At 62.4% G+C, this 17,768-nt stretch carries 16 protein-coding genes and 1 riboswitch; of the genes, 2 read left to right on the top strand and 14 right to left on the bottom strand.

The window, feature by feature from the left end; translation table 11 throughout:
* Window positions 1-53: 53 nt before the first annotated feature.
* Window positions 54-992, bottom strand: a complete 939-nt coding sequence (locus H7C18_RS25400; protein ID WP_185131901.1) for an aldo/keto reductase family protein — start codon at window positions 990-992, stop codon at window positions 54-56.
* Between the two features lie 153 nt (window positions 993-1,145).
* Here H7C18_RS25400 and H7C18_RS25395 point away from each other — a divergent pair, with 153 nt between their 5' ends.
* Both H7C18_RS25395 and H7C18_RS25390 read left to right on the top strand, forming a co-directional pair.
* Window positions 1,146-1,478: a winged helix-turn-helix transcriptional regulator gene (locus H7C18_RS25395; RefSeq protein WP_185131900.1), complete on the top strand. Its 333-nt coding sequence runs from the start codon at window positions 1,146-1,148 to the stop codon at window positions 1,476-1,478.
* A gap of 179 nt (window positions 1,479-1,657) precedes the next feature.
* On the top strand, window positions 1,658-3,673 hold the full coding sequence (locus H7C18_RS25390; protein ID WP_185131899.1) for a methyl-accepting chemotaxis protein: 2,016 nt from the start codon (window positions 1,658-1,660) through the stop codon (window positions 3,671-3,673).
* Between the two features lie 49 nt (window positions 3,674-3,722).
* On the opposite strand, the gene thiD is transcribed toward H7C18_RS25390, so the two are convergent.
* The 13 genes from thiD to H7C18_RS25325 all read right to left on the bottom strand — a co-directional run bounded on the left by thiD (window position 3,723) and on the right by H7C18_RS25325 (window position 17,405).
* A complete protein-coding gene (gene thiD / locus H7C18_RS25385) occupies window positions 3,723-4,550 on the bottom strand; it encodes a bifunctional hydroxymethylpyrimidine kinase/phosphomethylpyrimidine kinase (RefSeq protein WP_185132018.1) in 828 nt (275 codons plus the stop codon).
* Window positions 4,550-5,674: a glycine oxidase ThiO gene (gene thiO / locus H7C18_RS25380; protein ID WP_185131898.1), complete on the bottom strand. Its 1,125-nt coding sequence runs from the start codon at window positions 5,672-5,674 to the stop codon at window positions 4,550-4,552. Before thiO ends, thiD begins: the two co-directional genes overlap by 1 nt.
* Window positions 5,671-6,450 (bottom strand): thiazole synthase, encoded by a 780-nt coding sequence (locus H7C18_RS25375; protein ID WP_185131897.1) that lies wholly within the window; start codon window positions 6,448-6,450, stop codon window positions 5,671-5,673. Before H7C18_RS25375 ends, thiO begins: the two co-directional genes overlap by 4 nt.
* Window positions 6,451-6,454: 4 nt before the next feature.
* On the bottom strand, window positions 6,455-6,652 hold the full coding sequence (gene thiS / locus H7C18_RS25370; protein WP_185131896.1) for a sulfur carrier protein ThiS: 198 nt from the start codon (window positions 6,650-6,652) through the stop codon (window positions 6,455-6,457).
* Between the two features lie 204 nt (window positions 6,653-6,856).
* Window positions 6,857-7,489 (bottom strand): thiamine phosphate synthase, encoded by a 633-nt coding sequence (gene thiE, locus H7C18_RS25365; RefSeq protein ID WP_185131895.1) that lies wholly within the window; start codon window positions 7,487-7,489, stop codon window positions 6,857-6,859.
* 298 nt (window positions 7,490-7,787) lie between these two features.
* The gene (locus H7C18_RS25360) at window positions 7,788-8,801 is read right to left on the bottom strand and encodes a ThiF family adenylyltransferase (protein WP_185131894.1); all 1,014 of its coding nucleotides are present in this window, start codon (window positions 8,799-8,801) and stop codon (window positions 7,788-7,790) included.
* A gap of 14 nt (window positions 8,802-8,815) precedes the next feature.
* Window positions 8,816-9,805 (bottom strand): ABC transporter substrate-binding protein, encoded by a 990-nt coding sequence (locus H7C18_RS25355; protein WP_185131893.1) that lies wholly within the window; start codon window positions 9,803-9,805, stop codon window positions 8,816-8,818.
* A gap of 1 nt (window position 9,806) precedes the next feature.
* Window positions 9,807-10,586 (bottom strand): ABC transporter permease, encoded by a 780-nt coding sequence (locus H7C18_RS25350; protein WP_185131892.1) that lies wholly within the window; start codon window positions 10,584-10,586, stop codon window positions 9,807-9,809.
* Window positions 10,583-11,422 carry an ABC transporter ATP-binding protein gene (locus H7C18_RS25345; protein WP_185131891.1) on the bottom strand — a complete coding sequence of 280 codons (840 nt, stop codon included), beginning with the start codon at window positions 11,420-11,422 and terminating at the stop codon, window positions 10,583-10,585. Before H7C18_RS25345 ends, H7C18_RS25350 begins: the two co-directional genes overlap by 4 nt.
* Entirely contained in the window at window positions 11,419-12,090 is a 672-nt protein-coding gene (gene tenA, locus H7C18_RS25340) for a thiaminase II (RefSeq protein ID WP_185131890.1), read from the bottom strand. Before tenA ends, H7C18_RS25345 begins: the two co-directional genes overlap by 4 nt.
* Window positions 12,087-13,370, bottom strand: coding sequence for an acetylornithine deacetylase (locus H7C18_RS25335; RefSeq protein ID WP_185132017.1), 1,284 nt, complete (start codon window positions 13,368-13,370; stop codon window positions 12,087-12,089). Before H7C18_RS25335 ends, tenA begins: the two co-directional genes overlap by 4 nt.
* Before the next feature lie 93 nt (window positions 13,371-13,463).
* A riboswitch (TPP riboswitch) is annotated at window positions 13,464-13,573 on the bottom strand.
* 56 nt (window positions 13,574-13,629) lie between these two features.
* The gene (locus H7C18_RS25330) at window positions 13,630-14,124 is read right to left on the bottom strand and encodes a CYTH domain-containing protein (RefSeq protein WP_185131889.1); all 495 of its coding nucleotides are present in this window, start codon (window positions 14,122-14,124) and stop codon (window positions 13,630-13,632) included.
* 239 nt (window positions 14,125-14,363) lie between these two features.
* A complete protein-coding gene (locus H7C18_RS25325) occupies window positions 14,364-17,405 on the bottom strand; it encodes a chitinase N-terminal domain-containing protein (RefSeq protein WP_185131888.1) in 3,042 nt (1,013 codons plus the stop codon).
* Between the last annotated feature and the right edge of the window lie 363 nt (window positions 17,406-17,768).

The following is a 17,768-nucleotide window of genomic DNA, read 5'->3' as shown; positions in this document are numbered from 1 at the left end:
CTTCGCTCGGGGGCTCTTGCGTCAGGCCGGGCCGGTATCCTCCCGGCGGCGTCCTATTCCAGAATCGTCTCGATCTGCTCCAGCACTTCGCCGCTCAGCGCGATGCCGGCTGCGGCCGCGTTCTCCGCCACCTGCTCCGGACGGCTCGCGCCGACCAACGCGCTCGACACGTTCGGCTGCCGAAGAATCCAGGCGAGCGCCAGCTGTCCGACCGTAATGTTAAGCTCGGCCGCGATCTTGCCGAGCTCGCGCACCTTGGCGATCTTCTCCTCGGTAATGCCGTTGCGCACCCACTCGAGACGCGCCGCGCGGCTTCCTTCCGGAATATCCGTCGCCGAAGCGTACTTGCCCGTCAGCAGCCCTTGGGCGAGCGGCGAGAAGACGACTTGTCCGATTCCGTTACGCTCGCTGATCGGAATGACTTCCTTCTCGATATAACGGTTGAACATGTTATAGATCGGCTGGTTCACCACGATCCGGTCCAGCAAGTACCGGTCGGCCGCCGCCAGCCCTTCGGCGATATTGGCCGCCGTCCATTCGCTGACGCCGACGTACAGCACCTTGCCCTGGCGAACGAGGTCGTCGATGGCCCGCAGCGTCTCTTCGACCGGCGTCTCCGGATCGTAGCGGTGGCAATAGAGAATGTCCACGTAGTCGAGCCCGAGCCGCTTCAGGCTGGCGTTGCACTGCTCGGTCACGTGCTTGCGGGACAGTCCCCGGTCGTTCGGGCCGTCGCCCATCGGCCAGAACACCTTGGTCGCCAGCACGTACGATTCGCGGGGATACTCGCGCAGCGTCTCGCCGACGACGACCTCGGCCGCTCCTTTCTCGTAAACGTTCGCCGTATCGAAGAAATTAATGCCCAAATCGTAAGCGGTCCGAATCGCCTTGACCGCGTTCTCTTTTTCCACGTAACCGCCATATGTGAGCCAGCTTCCGAGACTGATCTCGCTGACCTTGAGGCCGGTGCCTCCCAATCTCCGGTACTTCATTCGTTTCTCCTCCTTTGTTCTGATAGAGAATGGAACCTCTCTATTGTAGAGAACCTCGTATTTATTTAGAAGAAGTGAATTTTTTATCATTATATTATACGAAGTATACGTGCTATAATTTATATAGCTATGCGAAAGGAGTGAAGTGCACAGATGACGGCCAGCGCTTACATCCCCAAAAATCCGGTGCAAATCGAATGCAACATCGAGAAGACGCTTGACGTGCTGGGCGGCAAGTGGGCTTTTCTCGTTCTGAGGGAGCTGTTCTGCGGCACGAGACGGTTCGGCGAGCTGCAGCGGAGCATTCCCTGCGTCAGCCCCAGGGCGCTGACAAGCACGCTTCGCCACTTGGAGAAGAAAGGCGTGCTCGAGCGCCATGTGTATCCGACCGTTCCGGTCACCGTAGAATACACGCTGACGCCGAAGGGCGAGGATCTTCACCAGATCGTGAGAGAGATGAAGCTCTGGGCGGCAAAATGGACCTGATCGCCGCACCCGTTCAAACGAGCCGCCGGCCTCGCGCCTGCGGCTCGTTTTTCGTATCACGCGAAATGGGGCACGGTACCTAAATTATACCTCTTTGGCCTATAAATAATGGTTCAATGGACTCCGACATATAAGGAGGGTGACGAAAGCATCAATAGAACATGCATCGGAGGAACCACATGATGAAAACCAACCCTTCCCAACGGAAATGGGGAAGAAGCTCCGTCCGGCTGAAGCTGTCGGCCATTCTGCTTGCTCTCTCCATTCTCCCCCTGCTCGGCTCTACCCTGTTTTTCATCCAGTACTTCACGGGCGTTTCGAAGACCGACAACGAGCAAATCCAACTGACGGTCGAAGAGCTGAACATCTCCCGGATCGACGAATGGATGCAGTCCAAGCTTTCGGCTTTGCAGGAACTGATTAACCAGAATAAAGATGAGTTCCAAACGGCGGATCCCGCGAAAACCATTCCTTTGCTCAAGGTGCTCGACGAGAGCGACAAGGAGATCGACTCGTTCACCATGATCGGACCGGACGGCAACGGCATCGACACGAACCACGTCGCCATCGACGTCTCCGACCGGGATCACTTCATTAAGGCGAAAGAAACGAAGCAGCCGGTCATCTCGGACATGCTGATCAGCAAAAAAACGAATAAGTACGTCATGCCTCTGGATATTCCCCTGTTGGACGCATCCGGCCAATTCGTCGGCGCCGTCACGGCCAGCGTATCGCCGGACATTCTGACCGCGCTGACGAACAAGATCAAAATCGGCGACACCGGGTTCGGCTACATTATATCGGGACGCGGCGAATATTACACCTATCCGGACTCAAGCCGAATCGGCAAATCATGGGACCAATTCGATCCCAGCGCAAGCGAGAAAGCCGCCTTCCAGAAAATTCTGGCCGGATCGAGCGGATCCGTCGAATACCGGGAGACGGGCGGCAAGCAGCTTCTCGTCCATTACGCCACGATTCCGAATACGAACTGGAAGCTGATCGTTGCCGCGCCCAAAAGCGAGATCATGCAGAACGTAAACCATGCGGAGACGCTGGCCGTCTGGATCATCATCGGGGTGCTGCTGCTGGTCGGCCTGATCGCCGTCCTCTTGACCGGCCTGATCGTCAAACCGATCCTCGCCATCTCCGAAGTGATGAAAAAAGTGGCGACCGGCCATTTGAAGGAACGGGTACGCGTTCGATCGAAAGACGAGATTGGACAGATGAGCGGCAACATTAACGAGATGATCGACTCGCTCACCGGAATCGTGCGGCAGATCGATACGACGATCGGCCAGGTGGCGGCCGCGTCCGAGGATCTGCAGCGGTCCGCGGAGCAATCGTCCGACGCCGCATCCCAGATCGCCGCCTCCATTCAGGAAGTGGCCGACGGCGCGGACACGCAGCTTCAAGGAGCGGAGCAATCCGCCCGGGCGATGGAGGAGATGGCGGGCGGCATCCAGCGCATCGCCGAATCGTCGGGCAGCGTCGCCGACCTGACCGCAGGCGTCGCCTCGGAGGTCGAAGACGGTGTCGCCGACATTCGCTCCGCTATCGAACAGATGGACTTGATCGGCGCTTCCGCCGGCGATGCGGCAAGCGCGATGGAGGAATTGACCAAGCGCTCCGACGAGATCGGCCGGATCGTCGACGTCATCTCGGACATCTCCAACCAGACCGCCCTGCTCTCCTTGAACGCATCGATCGAGGCCGCTCGCGCGGGCGAACAAGGACGCGGCTTCGCGGTCGTCGCGAACGAAGTGAAGAAGCTCGCCGAACAGACCCAGCGCTCGGTGGAGGACATCAGCGGCCTGATCGGAGGCATTCAGCAAACTTCGGATTCGGCCATGCGCTCCATGCAGCGCAATGTGGAAGCGATCGGCGACGGCGTTCGGAAAATGAGGAGCATCGGCGAAGGGTTCGAGCAGATCCGGGTCGCGGTTCGCGACGCCGCCGGACAGATCCAGGATATCTCCGCCACGACCGAGCAGCTGTCCGCCGGCACGGAGGAAATATCCGCCTCGTTCGAGGAGATGGTCGGCATCTCCAGGGCGTCCGCGGAGAACGCCCAGACGGTAGCCGGATCGACGGAAGAGCAGAGCGCCATCTCGGAGGATATCACCGCCTCGGCGCAGACGCTCAACCAGCGGATGACCGAGCTCAAGTCGATCGTGCAGGTGTTCAAAGTCTAAAACGAAACCGCCGGACGATGCCGTCCGGCGGTTTCGTTTTGCTCTCTGCTTATTCCTTTTCGGGGGCGCCGCCGGAAGCCGTTCGCCGTCGATAGGCCCAATGATTGGTCGGGCCGTGGCCGCCGCCGATCCGAATGCCGTCCTCGATGGCCGCCTGGATGAACGCCTTGGCCCGCCGTGCGGCGGCAACGACGTCCCATCCTTCGGCCAGGCCGGCCGTAAGGGCGGCGGAGAACGTGCAGCCCGTTCCATGCGTCCGCGGCGTGTCCGCCCGGGGACCGGACAGTTCGACGAAGCGGGAGCCGTCGTACAGCAGGTCGATCGCCTCCGGCCCTTCCGCATGGCCTCCCTTGATGATCGCATGCCTGGCACCGAGATCGACCAGCCTCCGGGCCGCTTCCCGTCTGTCCCGATCGTTCCGGATCGCGAGCCCCGCCAGCTTCTCCGCCTCCGGCAGGTTCGGCGTGACGACGAAGGCGAGCGGCAGAAGCCGCTCTTTCAGCGCGTTTACCGCTTCTTCCCGCAGCAGCTCGGAACCGCCTTTGGCCACCATGACCGGGTCGACGACCAGCTTCGTCCAGCCGAACTCCCGCACGGTCTCCGCCACGGAGGCGATGATGTCCCCGCTGAACAGCATCCCCGTCTTCAGCGCGTCGACGCCGATGTCGACGCCGACCGAGCGGATCTGCTCCGCGACCGCCTCGGGCGGCAGCGGATAGACGCCCTGCACCCCGAACGTATTCTGCACGGTCGCCGCCGTCAGCGCGGACATGCCGTAGACGCCCAGCTCCTGGAACGTTTTCAGATCGGCTTGGATGCCCGCGCCGCCTCCGCTGTCCGACCCCGCGATCGTCAGCGCTCTTGCCGGTTGCCGCATCATCTTGCGCTTAGACTCCTCTCTCCTTCGAATCGGCTAGGCAGGAACGCTTCGTAATCCGCGGGCGCCTCGCCGTTCTCGATCCAATCGGCTGCGAGTTTGGCGGTTGCCGGACTGAGCAGAATACCGTTGCGGTAATGCCCTGCCGCGAAGACGACCCGACCGTGCGGCCCGATCAGCGGCAGGCCGTCCTGCGTGGCGGGGCGAAGTCCGGCCCAGCGATGAAACGGCGTCCGCCCCTCCAGGAATGGAAACAGCCGCTTGTTCCAGGCCCGCAGCCGCTCGATGCCGCGCTCCGTCACGGACGTATCGAACCCCGCCACGTCCTCGGACGCCCCGCAGACAAGCGTTCCGTTTCCTTTGCCGACGAGGTAGCCCTGGCTATTGAAGACCATATGCCTTACCGGCCGGTCCTCCGCCTCGTACGCGCAGATCTGGCCCCGGATCGGTTGGATCGGAATCGGGATGCCGAGAGCGTCGGCAAGCTCCTGCGCCCATGCCCCCGTGCAGACGAGCAGCCGGTCTCCGCCGAACGCGCGCCCGTCCCGCGCTTCGACCGCGATCTCCCGCTCCCATCGGACGACGGCTGCTTCCTCCAGCCGATCCTGAATGTCCACGCCGATGAGCCGGCAGGCCCGCTCCAGCGACCGGACGTAATGAGGAGCATACACGTGGCTCTCTTCCGGCGTATACAGCGCCGCACGCACGTTCCGCGACAGCCGCGGCTCCAGCCGGAACAGCTCCTCTCCTTCGACGATACGCCCCGACGATCCGTTCCGGCGCTGCCAGCCCAGCCGCGTCTCGAGCGCCAGCCGGTCAGCCTCGTGATAGACGGCGTACAGGCTGCCGGATTCGGTATATTCGAACGGAAGACCGGACACGTACCGAACCGTCCGCTGCCATTCCGGGAAGATCTGAAGGCTCTCCCGGCAGAACCGGAAAAAAGCGTCGGGGCTTTCCCCGTTCTCGGAATACGGGGCCAGCATGCCCGCTGCCGCTCCCGATGCCTGGCCGCCGCAGCGTTCCTTCTCCAGCAGCTTCACCCGGTACCCCCGCTGACGCAGCTCGAACGCGCAGGACAGGCCGATCACGCCTCCGCCCAGAACGACGACCGTTTCGTTCATGGCAGCAGATGACCTTCCGGCGCGCTGCTGGCCGAAGCGTACCGCTTCTTCGGAACCCGTCCGGCCAGGTAGGACAGCCGGCCCGCTTCGATCGCCAGACGCATGGCCTGCGCCATCCGTGCCGGGTCTTTGGCTTTGGCGACGGGGTTGTTCATCAGCACGCCGGCCGCGCCGAGCTCCATTGCCTGTAAAGCGTCGGCGGCGGAGCCGAGACCCGCGTCGACGATGACCGGCACGTTCGCTTCCTCGACGATCAGGCCGAGGTTGTACGGATTCAGCAGCCCGAGCCCGGTGCCGATCGGGGCCGCTCCGGGCATGACCGCCGCCGCTCCGGCTTCCTCCAGCCTCTTGCACAGAATCGGATCGTCCGACGTATAGGGCAGCACCGTGAACCCTTCCTTGACGAGAATCTCCGTCGCCCGGAGCGTCTCGACCGGGTCGGGGAGCAGCGTCCGCTCGTTCGCGCTGATCTCCACCTTAACCCAGTCGCTCAGGTTGGAAGCCCGCGCCAACCGGGCGATCCGCACCGCCTCGTCGGCCGTTCTCGCGCCGGAGGTGTTGGGCAAGAAATGGAACGCCCCCGGCTCCAGATACTGAAGAATCGAATCGTCCTCCGGCGCTTCAAGATTGATCCGCCGGATGGCGAATGTCAGCACTTCGGCCCCCGACGCCCGGATGGCCTCCTGTTGAACGTATGGATTCGGGAACAACCCCGTCCCGAGAAAAAAACGCGATTGGAGCTCCCGCCCGCCAATGCGCAGCACATCCGTCTTCATCGCTTCAGCCTCCCCCTACGAAATGAACCAATTCGAGCTTCATCCCCTGCCGAAGCTCGGCTTCTCCCCACCGTTCCCGGTCCACGATCTCGCCGTCCGCTTCCACCACGACCGGCTTGCCCTCCAGTCCGAAATGCGCGATGACGTCTCCGACCGTCCGCACCTCCAACTGCTGCGTGATTCCGTTGATCGTCAACTCCATAAACCGCTCCTCCCTCCGGTTAACCTGACGATTATCGATCGTGCATCCCTTCGTCGTCCGGGCAGGCTTGAAGCCGCGTGAGACGCGGGAGCAGCCGGAAAGCCCGCGGCGCGCCGCGGCCCGATCCGACAACGAGCCAAGCGTTAGCGATTGCGGCGCCGGTAGGGCCTCCCGCGCCCGCAGGCTCCGCCGCTTATCATGGCATCAGGCCTGGCGCCCGTTCCTCAGCTTGGCGAGGAATGCCTCGCACGTCCCCTTCACGTCCGCGCTGCCGACGATCTCGCTCACCGCGCAGATGCGCGTCGCGCCCGCCGCGATGACCTGATCGGCGTTCGAGAGCTTGATGCCGCCGATCGCCACGAACGGAATGCGAATCTCGCTCGCTACCTCGCGAATGTAGGAGACGGTCACCGGCGCGACGACGTCTTCCTTCGTCTTCGTCGGGAAAATCGGGCCGACGCCGATGTAATCGGCTCCTTGCCGTTCGGCCAGCCGCGCCTCCTCGATGGCGTGCGTGGAAATGCCGATGATCTTGCCGGCGCCGATCCGCTTCCGCGCCTCTTCGATCGGCAGATCACCCTGGCCGAGATGAACGCCGTCCGCGTCCGACTCGATCGCCACGTCGAGATGGTCGTTGACGATGAAGGTGACCCCGTGCCTCCGCGTCAGCTCGCGAAGCTCCTTCGCTTTTCGCAGGAGTTCGGGCTTATCGCTTTTCTTGTCGCGGAGCTGGACGATATCGGCCCCGCCGAGAATCGCCTGCTCCATCACTTCGATCATGCCGCGTCCCGGATGGAACTGCTCGCCGGTGATCGCGTACAGCCGAAAGTCCTTCATGGGGCTGCCTCCTTCTTTCTATTGAACGGGCATCTTTCAAAAGAGAGTAATCTCGTTACCCTCTTTTGCCAACTTCTCAGCAGTTCCGTCTATGTGAGTAATCTCGTTACTCTCTTCCACTCAAATCCCCACAATCTCGTCCATGTGAGTAATCTGATTACTTTCTTTCTCCCACTTCTCCATTAATCCGTAAATGTGAGTAACCTCTTTATTCTCTTCAGCCCATTTCTCCGCATTTCCACACATGTGAGGAATCTCGTTACTCTCTTTCTTCGGGAAGCCTCGTAGCGGAAGTCGCCTAGCTCCCGATATAGCGGGCATAGAGCGTCTTGGCGCGGACGAAGTCGTCCGTCCCCTGCACAAGCACGCGGCCGTCCGGGAACAGGACGAGCCGTTCGCCTTCCGGCAGCTCCGCGCGCAGCAGGTACGCGTTCAGCTTCACGCCGGCGGCGACGGGCGCCAGCCGCTCGCGCCACCGCTCCAGATCGAGCGGCCGCGAGCCCGCGATCTGGACCGTGCCGCGCCCGCACAGCGAGATCGCCTCGTCGGGCGCCGCCTGCAGGGCGGGGTATTCCTTCCGCTGGCAGCAAGGACAGTCCTTGCGAGGGGCGCCCAGCTTCATCTCGAAGTGCTGGTTGCCCCACACGTCGAACGAGACGAGCGCTTCGCGCCGATGCTCCGCGTCGCCGACCAGGTACTTCAGCGCCTCGACCGCTTGGTACGAGGCGGCGATGTCGACGACCGGGGCGATGACCCCGATCGTGTCGCAGGTCTCGCCGTCGGAGTCGCCCGACGAGATGAGGCAGCGCAGACACGGCGTGACGCCCGGCACGAAGATGGCGCTCATTCCCCGAGAGCTGACGGCGCCGCCGTACACGAACGGAATGCCCTGACGGAAGCAGGCGTCGTTCAGCAGGAACCGCGTCTGGAAGTTGTCCGTCCCGTCGAGCGCGAGATCCATGCCCTCAAGCAGCGATTCGACGTTGGCGGAAGTCGCGTCGGCGACGATCGCCTCCAGCCGGATTTCCGAGTTGACGCGGCGAAGCTTCCGCTCGGCGGCGATCGCCTTCGGATACCCGCCGGCGGCGTCCTCCTCGTCGTAGAGCATCTGCCGCTGCAGGTTGCTCCGCTCCACATAGTCCCGGTCGACCAGCCGTACGAGGCCAACCCCCGCCCGTACCATATGGCTCGCCAGAACGGTACCCAGCGCCCCCATGCCGACGATGCATACCGCGCTGTCCGCCAGCTTCGCCTGCCCGGCGTCGCCGATCGGGGCGAACAGTCTCTGCCTGGAATAGCGGTCGTCCTCCATCCTCTCACCTCATCTCATAGATTTCGAAAAGCGTCCGCGGGCGCGACGTCTTTTTTCAGCAAACCATGCTCCTTCAGCCAGCCGATCACGCGGGTCCACGATTCCTCCGACTGGGTGCCGAACGGCTCCGAGCCCGCGTCCATCAGCGGCAGCAGCACATTCAGACTCTCCTTCTCTACATCGGGATCGAGCGGGAATTCCTTGTCCTGCTTGTCCAGCAGCAGCTTCAGCGCTTCGTCCGGATGCTCGGCCGTATATTGCTGACCTTTGGCGGCCGCCTCCATAAACTTCTTGATCGCGTCGTTTTTGCGTTCGAGCTCGGATTCGCCGGTCGTCATGACTAGCTCGTAATAGTCGGGCACGCCGTATTTCGACGGATCGAATGCGCTGAGCTTCTCGCCTTCCTTCTCGAGCAGCAGCTTCTCGTGATTGATATAGCCCCCGATAATGCCGTCGACCTTCTTCGTCGTCATCGACGGGATCAAGTCCCAGCCGACATCGACGAAGCGCACCTTGGAAGGATCTCCGCCGTCCGACTTCACCATCGTTTCCACGATCTCCTGATCCAGCGGAATGGAAGGGTACCCGACGGTTCGCCCTTCCAGATCCTTCGGACTGCGAACGCCCGACGATTCCTGTACGAAAATTTGGTTCAGCGGATGCCGGACGATCGCGCCGACCGAGACGATCGGAATGTCCTCCGAGCGCGACATGGCTACCTGCATCTGGTAGCTGAGCGCCAGATCGGCCTTGCCGGCCGCGACCAGCTTGAGCGCGTCGTTCGTATCGGCCGGCGTGCGCAGCGTCACGTCGAGGCCCGCTTCCTTGAAGTATCCCTGTTCCTCCGCTTCGTACAAAAACGTATGAACCGCGTTCGGGTACCAGTCCAGCAGCACCGTCAGCTTCGTCTCGCCCGCCGGCCCGTCCTTGGAAGACGAGCCGCAGCCCGACAGTCCGAGCAGTGCCGTGCCGGCAGCCGCCAGCAACAAAGTTTTTCTTCTCATTTTACCAGACCGCCCCTTCTCTTCGAACTTCCCTGCGTCCGGCCAGCGCGAACCGCTCCAGCAACGACGCGGCCAGAAACAGCCCGATTCCCATCGCCGACAGCAGGAGCACCCCCGCGAATACCGCCTCGCCCCGCAGCAGATTGGAAGCCCGCTTCGCATACATGCCGAGCCCCGCCTCGCCGCCCAGCCATTCGCCCAGCGTCGCGCCTCCGACGCTGATCGCGGCGGCCAGCTTCAGCCCCGTAAAAAAGCCGGGCAGCGCCGAAGGAAGCTTCCATTTCGTCCAGAGCGCCCGGCGGCTCGCGCCCATCGACCGCATCCACTCCCCGATCTCGGCGTCCGCCGAGCGGAAGCCGTCGGCCGTATTGACCGCCAGTGGGAAAAACGTGAACAGCACGACGACCGCCACCTTGCTCCACAGCTCGTATCCGAACCACATGACCATGATCGGCGACAGCGCGACGATCGGCACCGTCTGCGAAGCGACGAGCAGCGGGTACAGCGTCCGGCGGGCCAGCTTCGACCCTTCGATGCAGGCGGCGGTCAGCGTCCCGAACACGGCGGAGATTGCCAGTCCGAGCAGCGATTCTTCCAACGTGACGGCAAAATGGCGCCCCAGCACTCCTCGATCCTCCCATAAGGAGACGAGCACGTCGGACAGCTTCGGAACGATGTAGTGCGGAACGCGAAACAGCGTCGTGCCCAGCTGCCAAACCACCGCCAGCAGCAGTACGAACAGAACGACGGGAACGGCGGACGCCGCGCGTCTTCTCCTCATCGGGAACCGCCTCCCTCCCGCCGGCCCAGCAGGGCCAGCGCCTTCCGTTTCGCATCTGCGAACGTTCCGTCCAGCACGTCCTCGTAACGTCTGGGGCGGCGCAAGCGAACCGGAATTTCATGCAGCGCGGACACGGGGGAAGACGACGCGACCAGCACCCGGTCCGACAGCAGCAGAGCCTCGTCGATGTCGTGCGTGACGAACAGAATCGTTTTCCGCTCGCGCTCCCATACCGAGAGCAGCCACAGCTGCATCTCCATCCGCGTCATGGCGTCCAGCGCGCTGAACGGCTCGTCAAGCAGCAGCACGTCGCCGCCGGCCAGCATCGAGCGGAGAAACGATACCCGCTGCCGCATGCCCCCGGAGAGCTTGTAAGGCCGCTTCGTCTCGGCGTCCGCCAGCCCGAACGCGGGCAGCAGCTCCCGTACCCGCTTGCGCGCCTCCTGCCGGGAGACGCCGGCCAGCTCCAGCCCGAGCGCCGCATTGTCCAGAACGCTCCGCCAGGGCATCAGGCAGTCCCGCTGCGGCATATAGGCGACCCGGCCCTTGCCGGGCGAGGCAGGCGAATGCTCCGGATTCTCCGGCTTCCGGTCGGCATGCGTTCCGATCCGAATCGTCCCAGCCTGCGGCTTCAGCAGACCGGCGAGCAGGCGGAACAGCGTCGTTTTGCCCAAGCCGCTGGCCGCGAGCAGCGTCACGAATTCGCCTTCGGCCGCGTCGAAGCTTAAGCCGTCGAACAAAGGAGCCGCGCCGGGGAAACCGTAGGTCAGACCCTGCACTGACAATGCGAGACGCCGTTCCGGGATTGACGCGACCGCTTCCGCTTCGCTCCTCATACCGGCCACTCCTCCATCCGGTACGCCGCATCCCAGAACAGGTACTCGTACCGGGACGAATCGAGGAACCGTTCTTCCAGCGATGCAAGCTCTCTCTCCGGCAGCCCTTCCGCCAGCCGGTCCATCAGGCCGATGCACCAATCCGCGAGCGCTCCGAATTCGTCTCCGCCGTACATCCGAATCCACTCTCCGAACAGCGGGTGCTCCGACGCGCCGGGAACCGCGGCCATGGCGGCTCCGATCTCCCGGTAGCTCCACATGCAAGGCAGCAGCACGGCAACGAGGTCCTTTAGCGACCCTTGCCCGGCGGCGTTCAGCATGTACTTCGCGTAGGCGACCGTCGTCGGCGAGGGCCGCGTCGCCTCCAGCTCTTCCCGGGGAACGCCGAACCGCTCGGCATAGCCCCGATGCAGTTCCATCTCCCCGCACAGCGTCGAATGGCAGAGCTCGGAGAAAACCGTCATCGTCTCCAGGTCCCTCGCTTTGACGGCGCCCAGCGCGAACAGCTTCGCATAGTCGATCAGGTAGACATAGTCTTGCTTCAAATAGTAGGCGAACCGCTTCACGTCCAGCGTCCCCTCGCGAAGCTCCGTCAGGAAAGGATGCGCGTGGCTTCGCTTCCAGATCGGGTCCGCCGCCCGGCGAAGCCTCTCGGTGAACCGCATCATGTCGTTGCCTCCCCTTCGAGCCCCGGCTTCGGCCGGTTGCACCAGTCGGCGATGAACGCGATCATCGTCTTCGCGTAATCCGCCAGCTGCCGGACTTCGACGCTCTCGTCCGCGGAATGGGCTTGCTCCAGCTCGCCCGGCCCGTAAATGACGGCCGGGATTCCCGCTCGGCCGATCCACCCCGCATCCGTCACGCTCGGGCTCATCCCGACGACGGGAGCGGCTCCCAACGTTCGCTCATGCGCCGCCGACAGCGCGAGGAAGCCTTCCCCTTCCCGGTCCGGCTCCAGCGACGGGAAAATCTCGCCGCGTTCCTCCAGCATGGAACGGCCTCCCCAGCGGAACGTCGGCGGATGCTCCCGAAGCCACGGATCGGCGTCGGCCGCGCGAAGCAGGAAATCCTCGATCTCCCCGGTGACCGTCTCGTAGTCTTCGTCCGGGTAAAAATGCACCGTAACCCACAATGCGCACCGGTCGGCGACGAATGCGGCGTTGCGCCCGCCTTCGATAACGGCCGGATTGATCGTCGACGTTCCCGGCGCAAAGCCCGGGTACGACTTCGTCACCGCCCAATGCCGTTCGAGCTCCTGCAGCGCGGCGATCAGCTTCGCCATCTTCTCGATCGCGCTCGCGCCGCGGACACCGCCTCCGGCATGAATCATGCGGGAGCGCATGCCGTCATGATAAACGTCCGGGCTCTGTACCGTAATCCATCCGGTAATGACGCCTCCCTGCCCCTGCAGCGCAAGGCCGCTCGTGTCGGCCGTCACGGCGAAGTCGGCACGACAGCCGCGCTCCATGCAGGATCGGGTGCCCGCTTCGCCCGCCTCTTCGCCGATGACCGATTGGAAAAGGAGATCGCCCTTCAGCTCGACCCCCTCTTCCGCCAGCAGCTTCACCGCGAACAGCAAAGCGGCGAGCCCCCCTTTCATATCCGCCGTGCCGCGCCCGATCGCCCTGCCTTTTTCCAGTCTCAGCCGAAAAGGATCGCCCGACCACAAGCGATCGTCTCCCGTCTCCGCCACGTCGATGTGGCCGTTCAGCAGCAGGCTGCGATATTCCTCCGGGCGAGAGCCCCGCCGGACCGCCGTCACGTTGGGATCGCCGGGATACAGCTCCCATCGCTCCGTCTCGAAGCCGTACTCCCGCAGCTTTCGCTCCACGTACGTCTGCGCCTCCAGCGTGTTCCGGGCCGGCGGGCTCACCGTGGGATAAGCCACCAGTTCGGCGAGCAGCGCAACCAGCTCTTCCTGTCTGTCCTCCGCTTTCTTTTGCAGCATGGCAATCCGCGATTCGATCACGATCTCTTGCGTCCTCCTTCAAGGAACGCGGGCGCGAACAACAGAAAAAACCATTCGAGAATAAACGAATGGTTTACCGATTCGATACGTTCTCTACGCCAGCATTACCTGGATCAGATTAACGGTCAGGGACATGCGGTCCCAATCTCAGCCGGACTTCATCCAGCACCCGCGTACATATTCAATTAACCTCAATATAGCCGATGGGAATGCCGTTGGCAACAACTTCTTTTGGAGATCAATGCTCCTGAAGCTTCTTCCAGATCGTCTTGTTGCCGTACTGCTTCTCGTCCCCGATGTCGCGGCCGAACCATTCCGGCGGCTGAAAACGGTTCGCTTCTTCTTCGGAATCGAACTCCACCTCGACGACCGTCAGCCCTAGCTGGTCGTAGCGGTCGATCTCGAACGTCAGGCCGTTCCATTCGGCCGTGATCCGGTTTTTGGTCAAGGGGACCGCCCTCGCCGCGCGGAACAGCTGCTCGTAAATTTTCTCCGAGATGCCGTATTCCACCTCTTCGCGGGTCATTCCGTTCCCTTTTTTGAACGTGTGGGTATAAGTGACCTCGCCCGTCTCCACGTCGGCGATGCGGCGTACCCGGATCTCTTGGCTGTCGTCCAGCGCCAGGTACGTCTGCTCGATCCGCACTTCGGAACGGACGCTTAACCCCTCTTCTTCAACCAGTTTGGGAACGGAATGTTCCAGCAAAAATTTTCGTTCGATTTCCAGCGGCATGGGCACGATGTCTCCTTTTTTTGGCGAAGTCCGTCGCCTCCAGCGGACTTCCGTAGCTGTGCCTATTGTACAGGACGGAGCGGGCAGGGTCAAAATAACCCCGAAATTAAATAACCCCACAAAGTGGGGCTTAGCTTCGAAGCATACTCAGGTACTTTGCGGGGACACCGGAAAACTTATCCTTTCCAAAAAGCCGATACCCGAAGGCACCGGCTGGAGGCGTTGAAAAACGGAATAGCTTACGGACGGGTTACCCGGACGGTGATCGGCTCGCCGGCCGTCACGCCCGCCGCATTGACCAGCTCGCAACGGTAGGTGTACGTGCCGGGGGCTTTGCCCGAGACGGCCGTCACGGCGCTCTGGGCGCCCGGAGTGGACGGAGAGAGCGTCTTGGTGTCGATCAACCGGTCATTCTCGTAAAGGCGGTATTCCGACCCGTTCGTTCCCCACCACAGATTCATCGTTACTTGAAAGCTGCCGTCGCCGTCCCAGTTGTCCGAGGACAGCACCGGCTTGCCCGGATTGGCGTCGGATACGACCACGGTATGCGAATCGCAAGCCGTCGTGCCATAAACGTTCGTCAATTCGCAAGTATAAACATAAGTGCCGTTCGATTTGCCCGCGATCGCGAACTTGGCGGCTTGGGCATTCGGCGAAGCGTCGGTCAGCGCCTGCGTGCCGACAAGAACGCCGTTCTCGTACAGCTTGACCGTCGTTCCGTTATTGCCCCACCACAAGTTCATCGTGACCGTGTAATCCCCGTCCCTCAGGCCGTTATTGTAGCCGTTGTCGTCCGACAGCACCGCTTTGCCCGGAACGCCGCTGGCCAGCGGACGAACGACGGTGACGGCGACCGGATTCGACTGAACGGCTTGGCCGTCCAGCGTAACGGTAGCGGCGACGTTCGCGCTGCCTTCCTCCATGCCGCGGATCTGGCCGTTCGCATCAACCGCGACGACCGCCGGATTATCGCTCGCATACGCGATCTCCGCTCCGCTTAAATCCGCCGCCGATCCGTCGCTAAGCACCCCGCTGACTTGCAGCGCGGCCGTTCCGCCGATCGGCAGGGACGTCGCGTCCGCCGCAAGCGTCACTTTGCTCAGCGTCACGCTCGGCGGAACAAGCGCGATATCTGCCAGCCCGAGCGGCTTCAGCTGATAAAGCCCTTTGAAAATCGCGGCGATCCCCTTGACGGAGACGACATCTCCCTCATGGTAAGGGAAGTCGGCGAGCGACAAACCGGTTCTTACGTCAACGCGAACATGGTTGGTTACCGAACCGTTCACGGCGTCGAACTCGAACGAGCCGCTCGGCGTAGCCGTGATGATGTTCTCGATCGTCGCCGGCCCGATATCCACTCGCTGTCCCTGATTCGAATCGTCAACGGCCGTCACCGGCTTCGCTTCGGGCAACGGCTCCGTGCCGGTTTTCTCGATTGCCGTCGGCACGTTGATTTCCAGCTCCGTATTGTAAAGAGACAGCGGTCCGGTGACCTTCACCTTGTCGCCTTGGTGGAATCCGGACTGGCTCTGGTACACATAAATGCCGCCGGTATCGTCCTGCAAGTAGAAGGCTTGTCCGCCGAACGCTCCCGGCTCGGACGTTACGACGCCTTCCACCGTTACCGCCGTTCCTTCCGCCTCTCCGCGCGCTTGCGCGATCGGAACGAGAGCCGGCGTTCCGTCGTTGTCGTCAGGCAGCGGCTCGGCCGGCACGTCCGCAAGGTTCACGGTCGTCGTCAGCAGGTTGTTCCCGTTCTGCCGCAGCCGCAGATTGGCCGTGCCGCTCGTTCCCGGCTTGATCTGCACGGTCAGGTCCTTGTACGCGTGGCCGTTGCCGTCCGCCGTTACGCTGTAGGTCTGGCTGTATCCGTAGGCGGTCGGCCACGTGCCGTCCGCATTCTGGACCTTCGCGATCTGCGTGCCGCCGGTCAGATAAATGCCGGTGCTGAATCCGGATACCGTCGTATTCGCCGGCAGGTGATCGAAGACGGCGCGGATCTGGAACGTCTCCTCATTCGGAAGCGGATCCTGCTTGACGAAGCTGTAAGCCGGGTTCGCGGTGGCGGTCGGTCCGCCGTAAGAGCCGGCCCGGAACGTCGAGCTGTCGTACCACTTGTAGCCGGCATTCGGCGGAGCCCACGGTTCGGGCTGCGGCTCCGTCGACGCCGCGGGATCCTCGGACGGCAGCAGCGCCGTCGGTTGATCAAGCTGGAGCCCGGAAACCTGATCGAAGCTCGTATAATTCTCCTGCGTCGACAGCCAGTCGACCAGGTTGACGAGCAGCGTCCCGTCGTCCTGCTCCTTGAAGCCGTCGTACGTCGTTTTGGCGGTTCCGGTATCCTCGCGGACGTACTTCGGCGTCGCGTCTTCCACCGCGGAAGAATCGCCGATAAACGCCGCCTTGCCGGCGCCGAGCTTGGACACGGCCACGTACGGCCCTTCGGCGACGCCGCCGCCGTCGTAGACGCCCTGATCGACCGCGCTGGCCCACGGTTCGTTCGTTTGCGGAACGTACACGAGGCCCTTCGCTTTGGTCGGATCGAGAATGGCCAGCGTCGACCCGGCGTGCATGGCGACGGCCGACACGCCTTGCGTGATGCCGAACGCCTGGTCGGGAGCGACGATGTTCGTCGCGTTCAGGTCGGCGAGCGCATTATAGCGGAAACGGATGCCGAAGTTATCGGCGAGCCAGTCCGAGCTCGCGACGCCCTGCATCGGGGCCGATGCCGCTTCTTCCGTGTCCATCCCTTTGGCTGGGTTGTCCCAAGCGCCGCGGCGATAGCCGTTGATCGACTCCGAGCCGTCCCAACGGTTTTTGTTCCGGTCGGCGTTATAGTGGTCGCCGACGAAGAAGATGCTCCCGCCGTTTTCCACATATTGCTTCATCGCGTCCTGCTCGCTCGTCTTGAACGGAATGTTCGGTTCGGCGACGACGAACACGCTGTAGTCCTTCAGATCGTCATACGTGAACGGAGTCGCCTTCCGCAGCTCCTTCACGTAATAGCCGTCTTGCGCCAGGGCATTGCCGAAGTCCGAGAATCCTCCATCGATGACCCAGTCCGCCGCTCCCGACGTTTGGGCGTGCGTGTTGTCGAACAGCACCTTTTTGCCCGCGTTGTCGTTTACGACCTTCGCTTCAATGTAAGGCGCCGGATCCGCCGGCCCTTCCGCGCTGGCGGAGGGCGGAGCGCCCAGCCACCCAATCTGCAGCGACCCTGCAAGGGTCAACGTTGCGACAATCTTCACCCATGCCGCTTTCGACCTTGCGAGCTTCATCATCCTTTTCCTCCTGTCGGCTTGTTTTTATGGATTTCGCCTCTAGTCTATCACAGCCATCCGTCAAAAGTGGTAGAATCCTGTAAACGCACCATAAAAAATAGAATGAAAAAAGGTTGTCCCCGAACGCCCGGACGGCGATTCTAGGGACAACCTTGTCTATCTGTTCTCTCGGCGGATCGACCGGCTCAGCGGCACGTTGTGCCACGCAAGCATTCGAGCGTCACTCCGACCTCGCTCGCTAACGAAACCACACGTTCTTATTTGGCAAAAATGAGAGAGGTTTGCGTTCTAAACGAATCGGAGGAGGCTTATTTGCCCGATTCATTCCGCATTCTGCCGTCAACCGCCCGAATAAGGTCTATC

It is taken from the genome of Cohnella zeiphila, from assembly GCF_014212055.1.
Taxonomy (GTDB): Bacteria; Bacillota; Bacilli; order Paenibacillales; family Paenibacillaceae; genus Cohnella; species Cohnella zeiphila.
The sequence above is the reverse complement of the archived record's forward strand: the minus strand, read 5'-3'. Positions and strand labels throughout refer to the sequence as shown.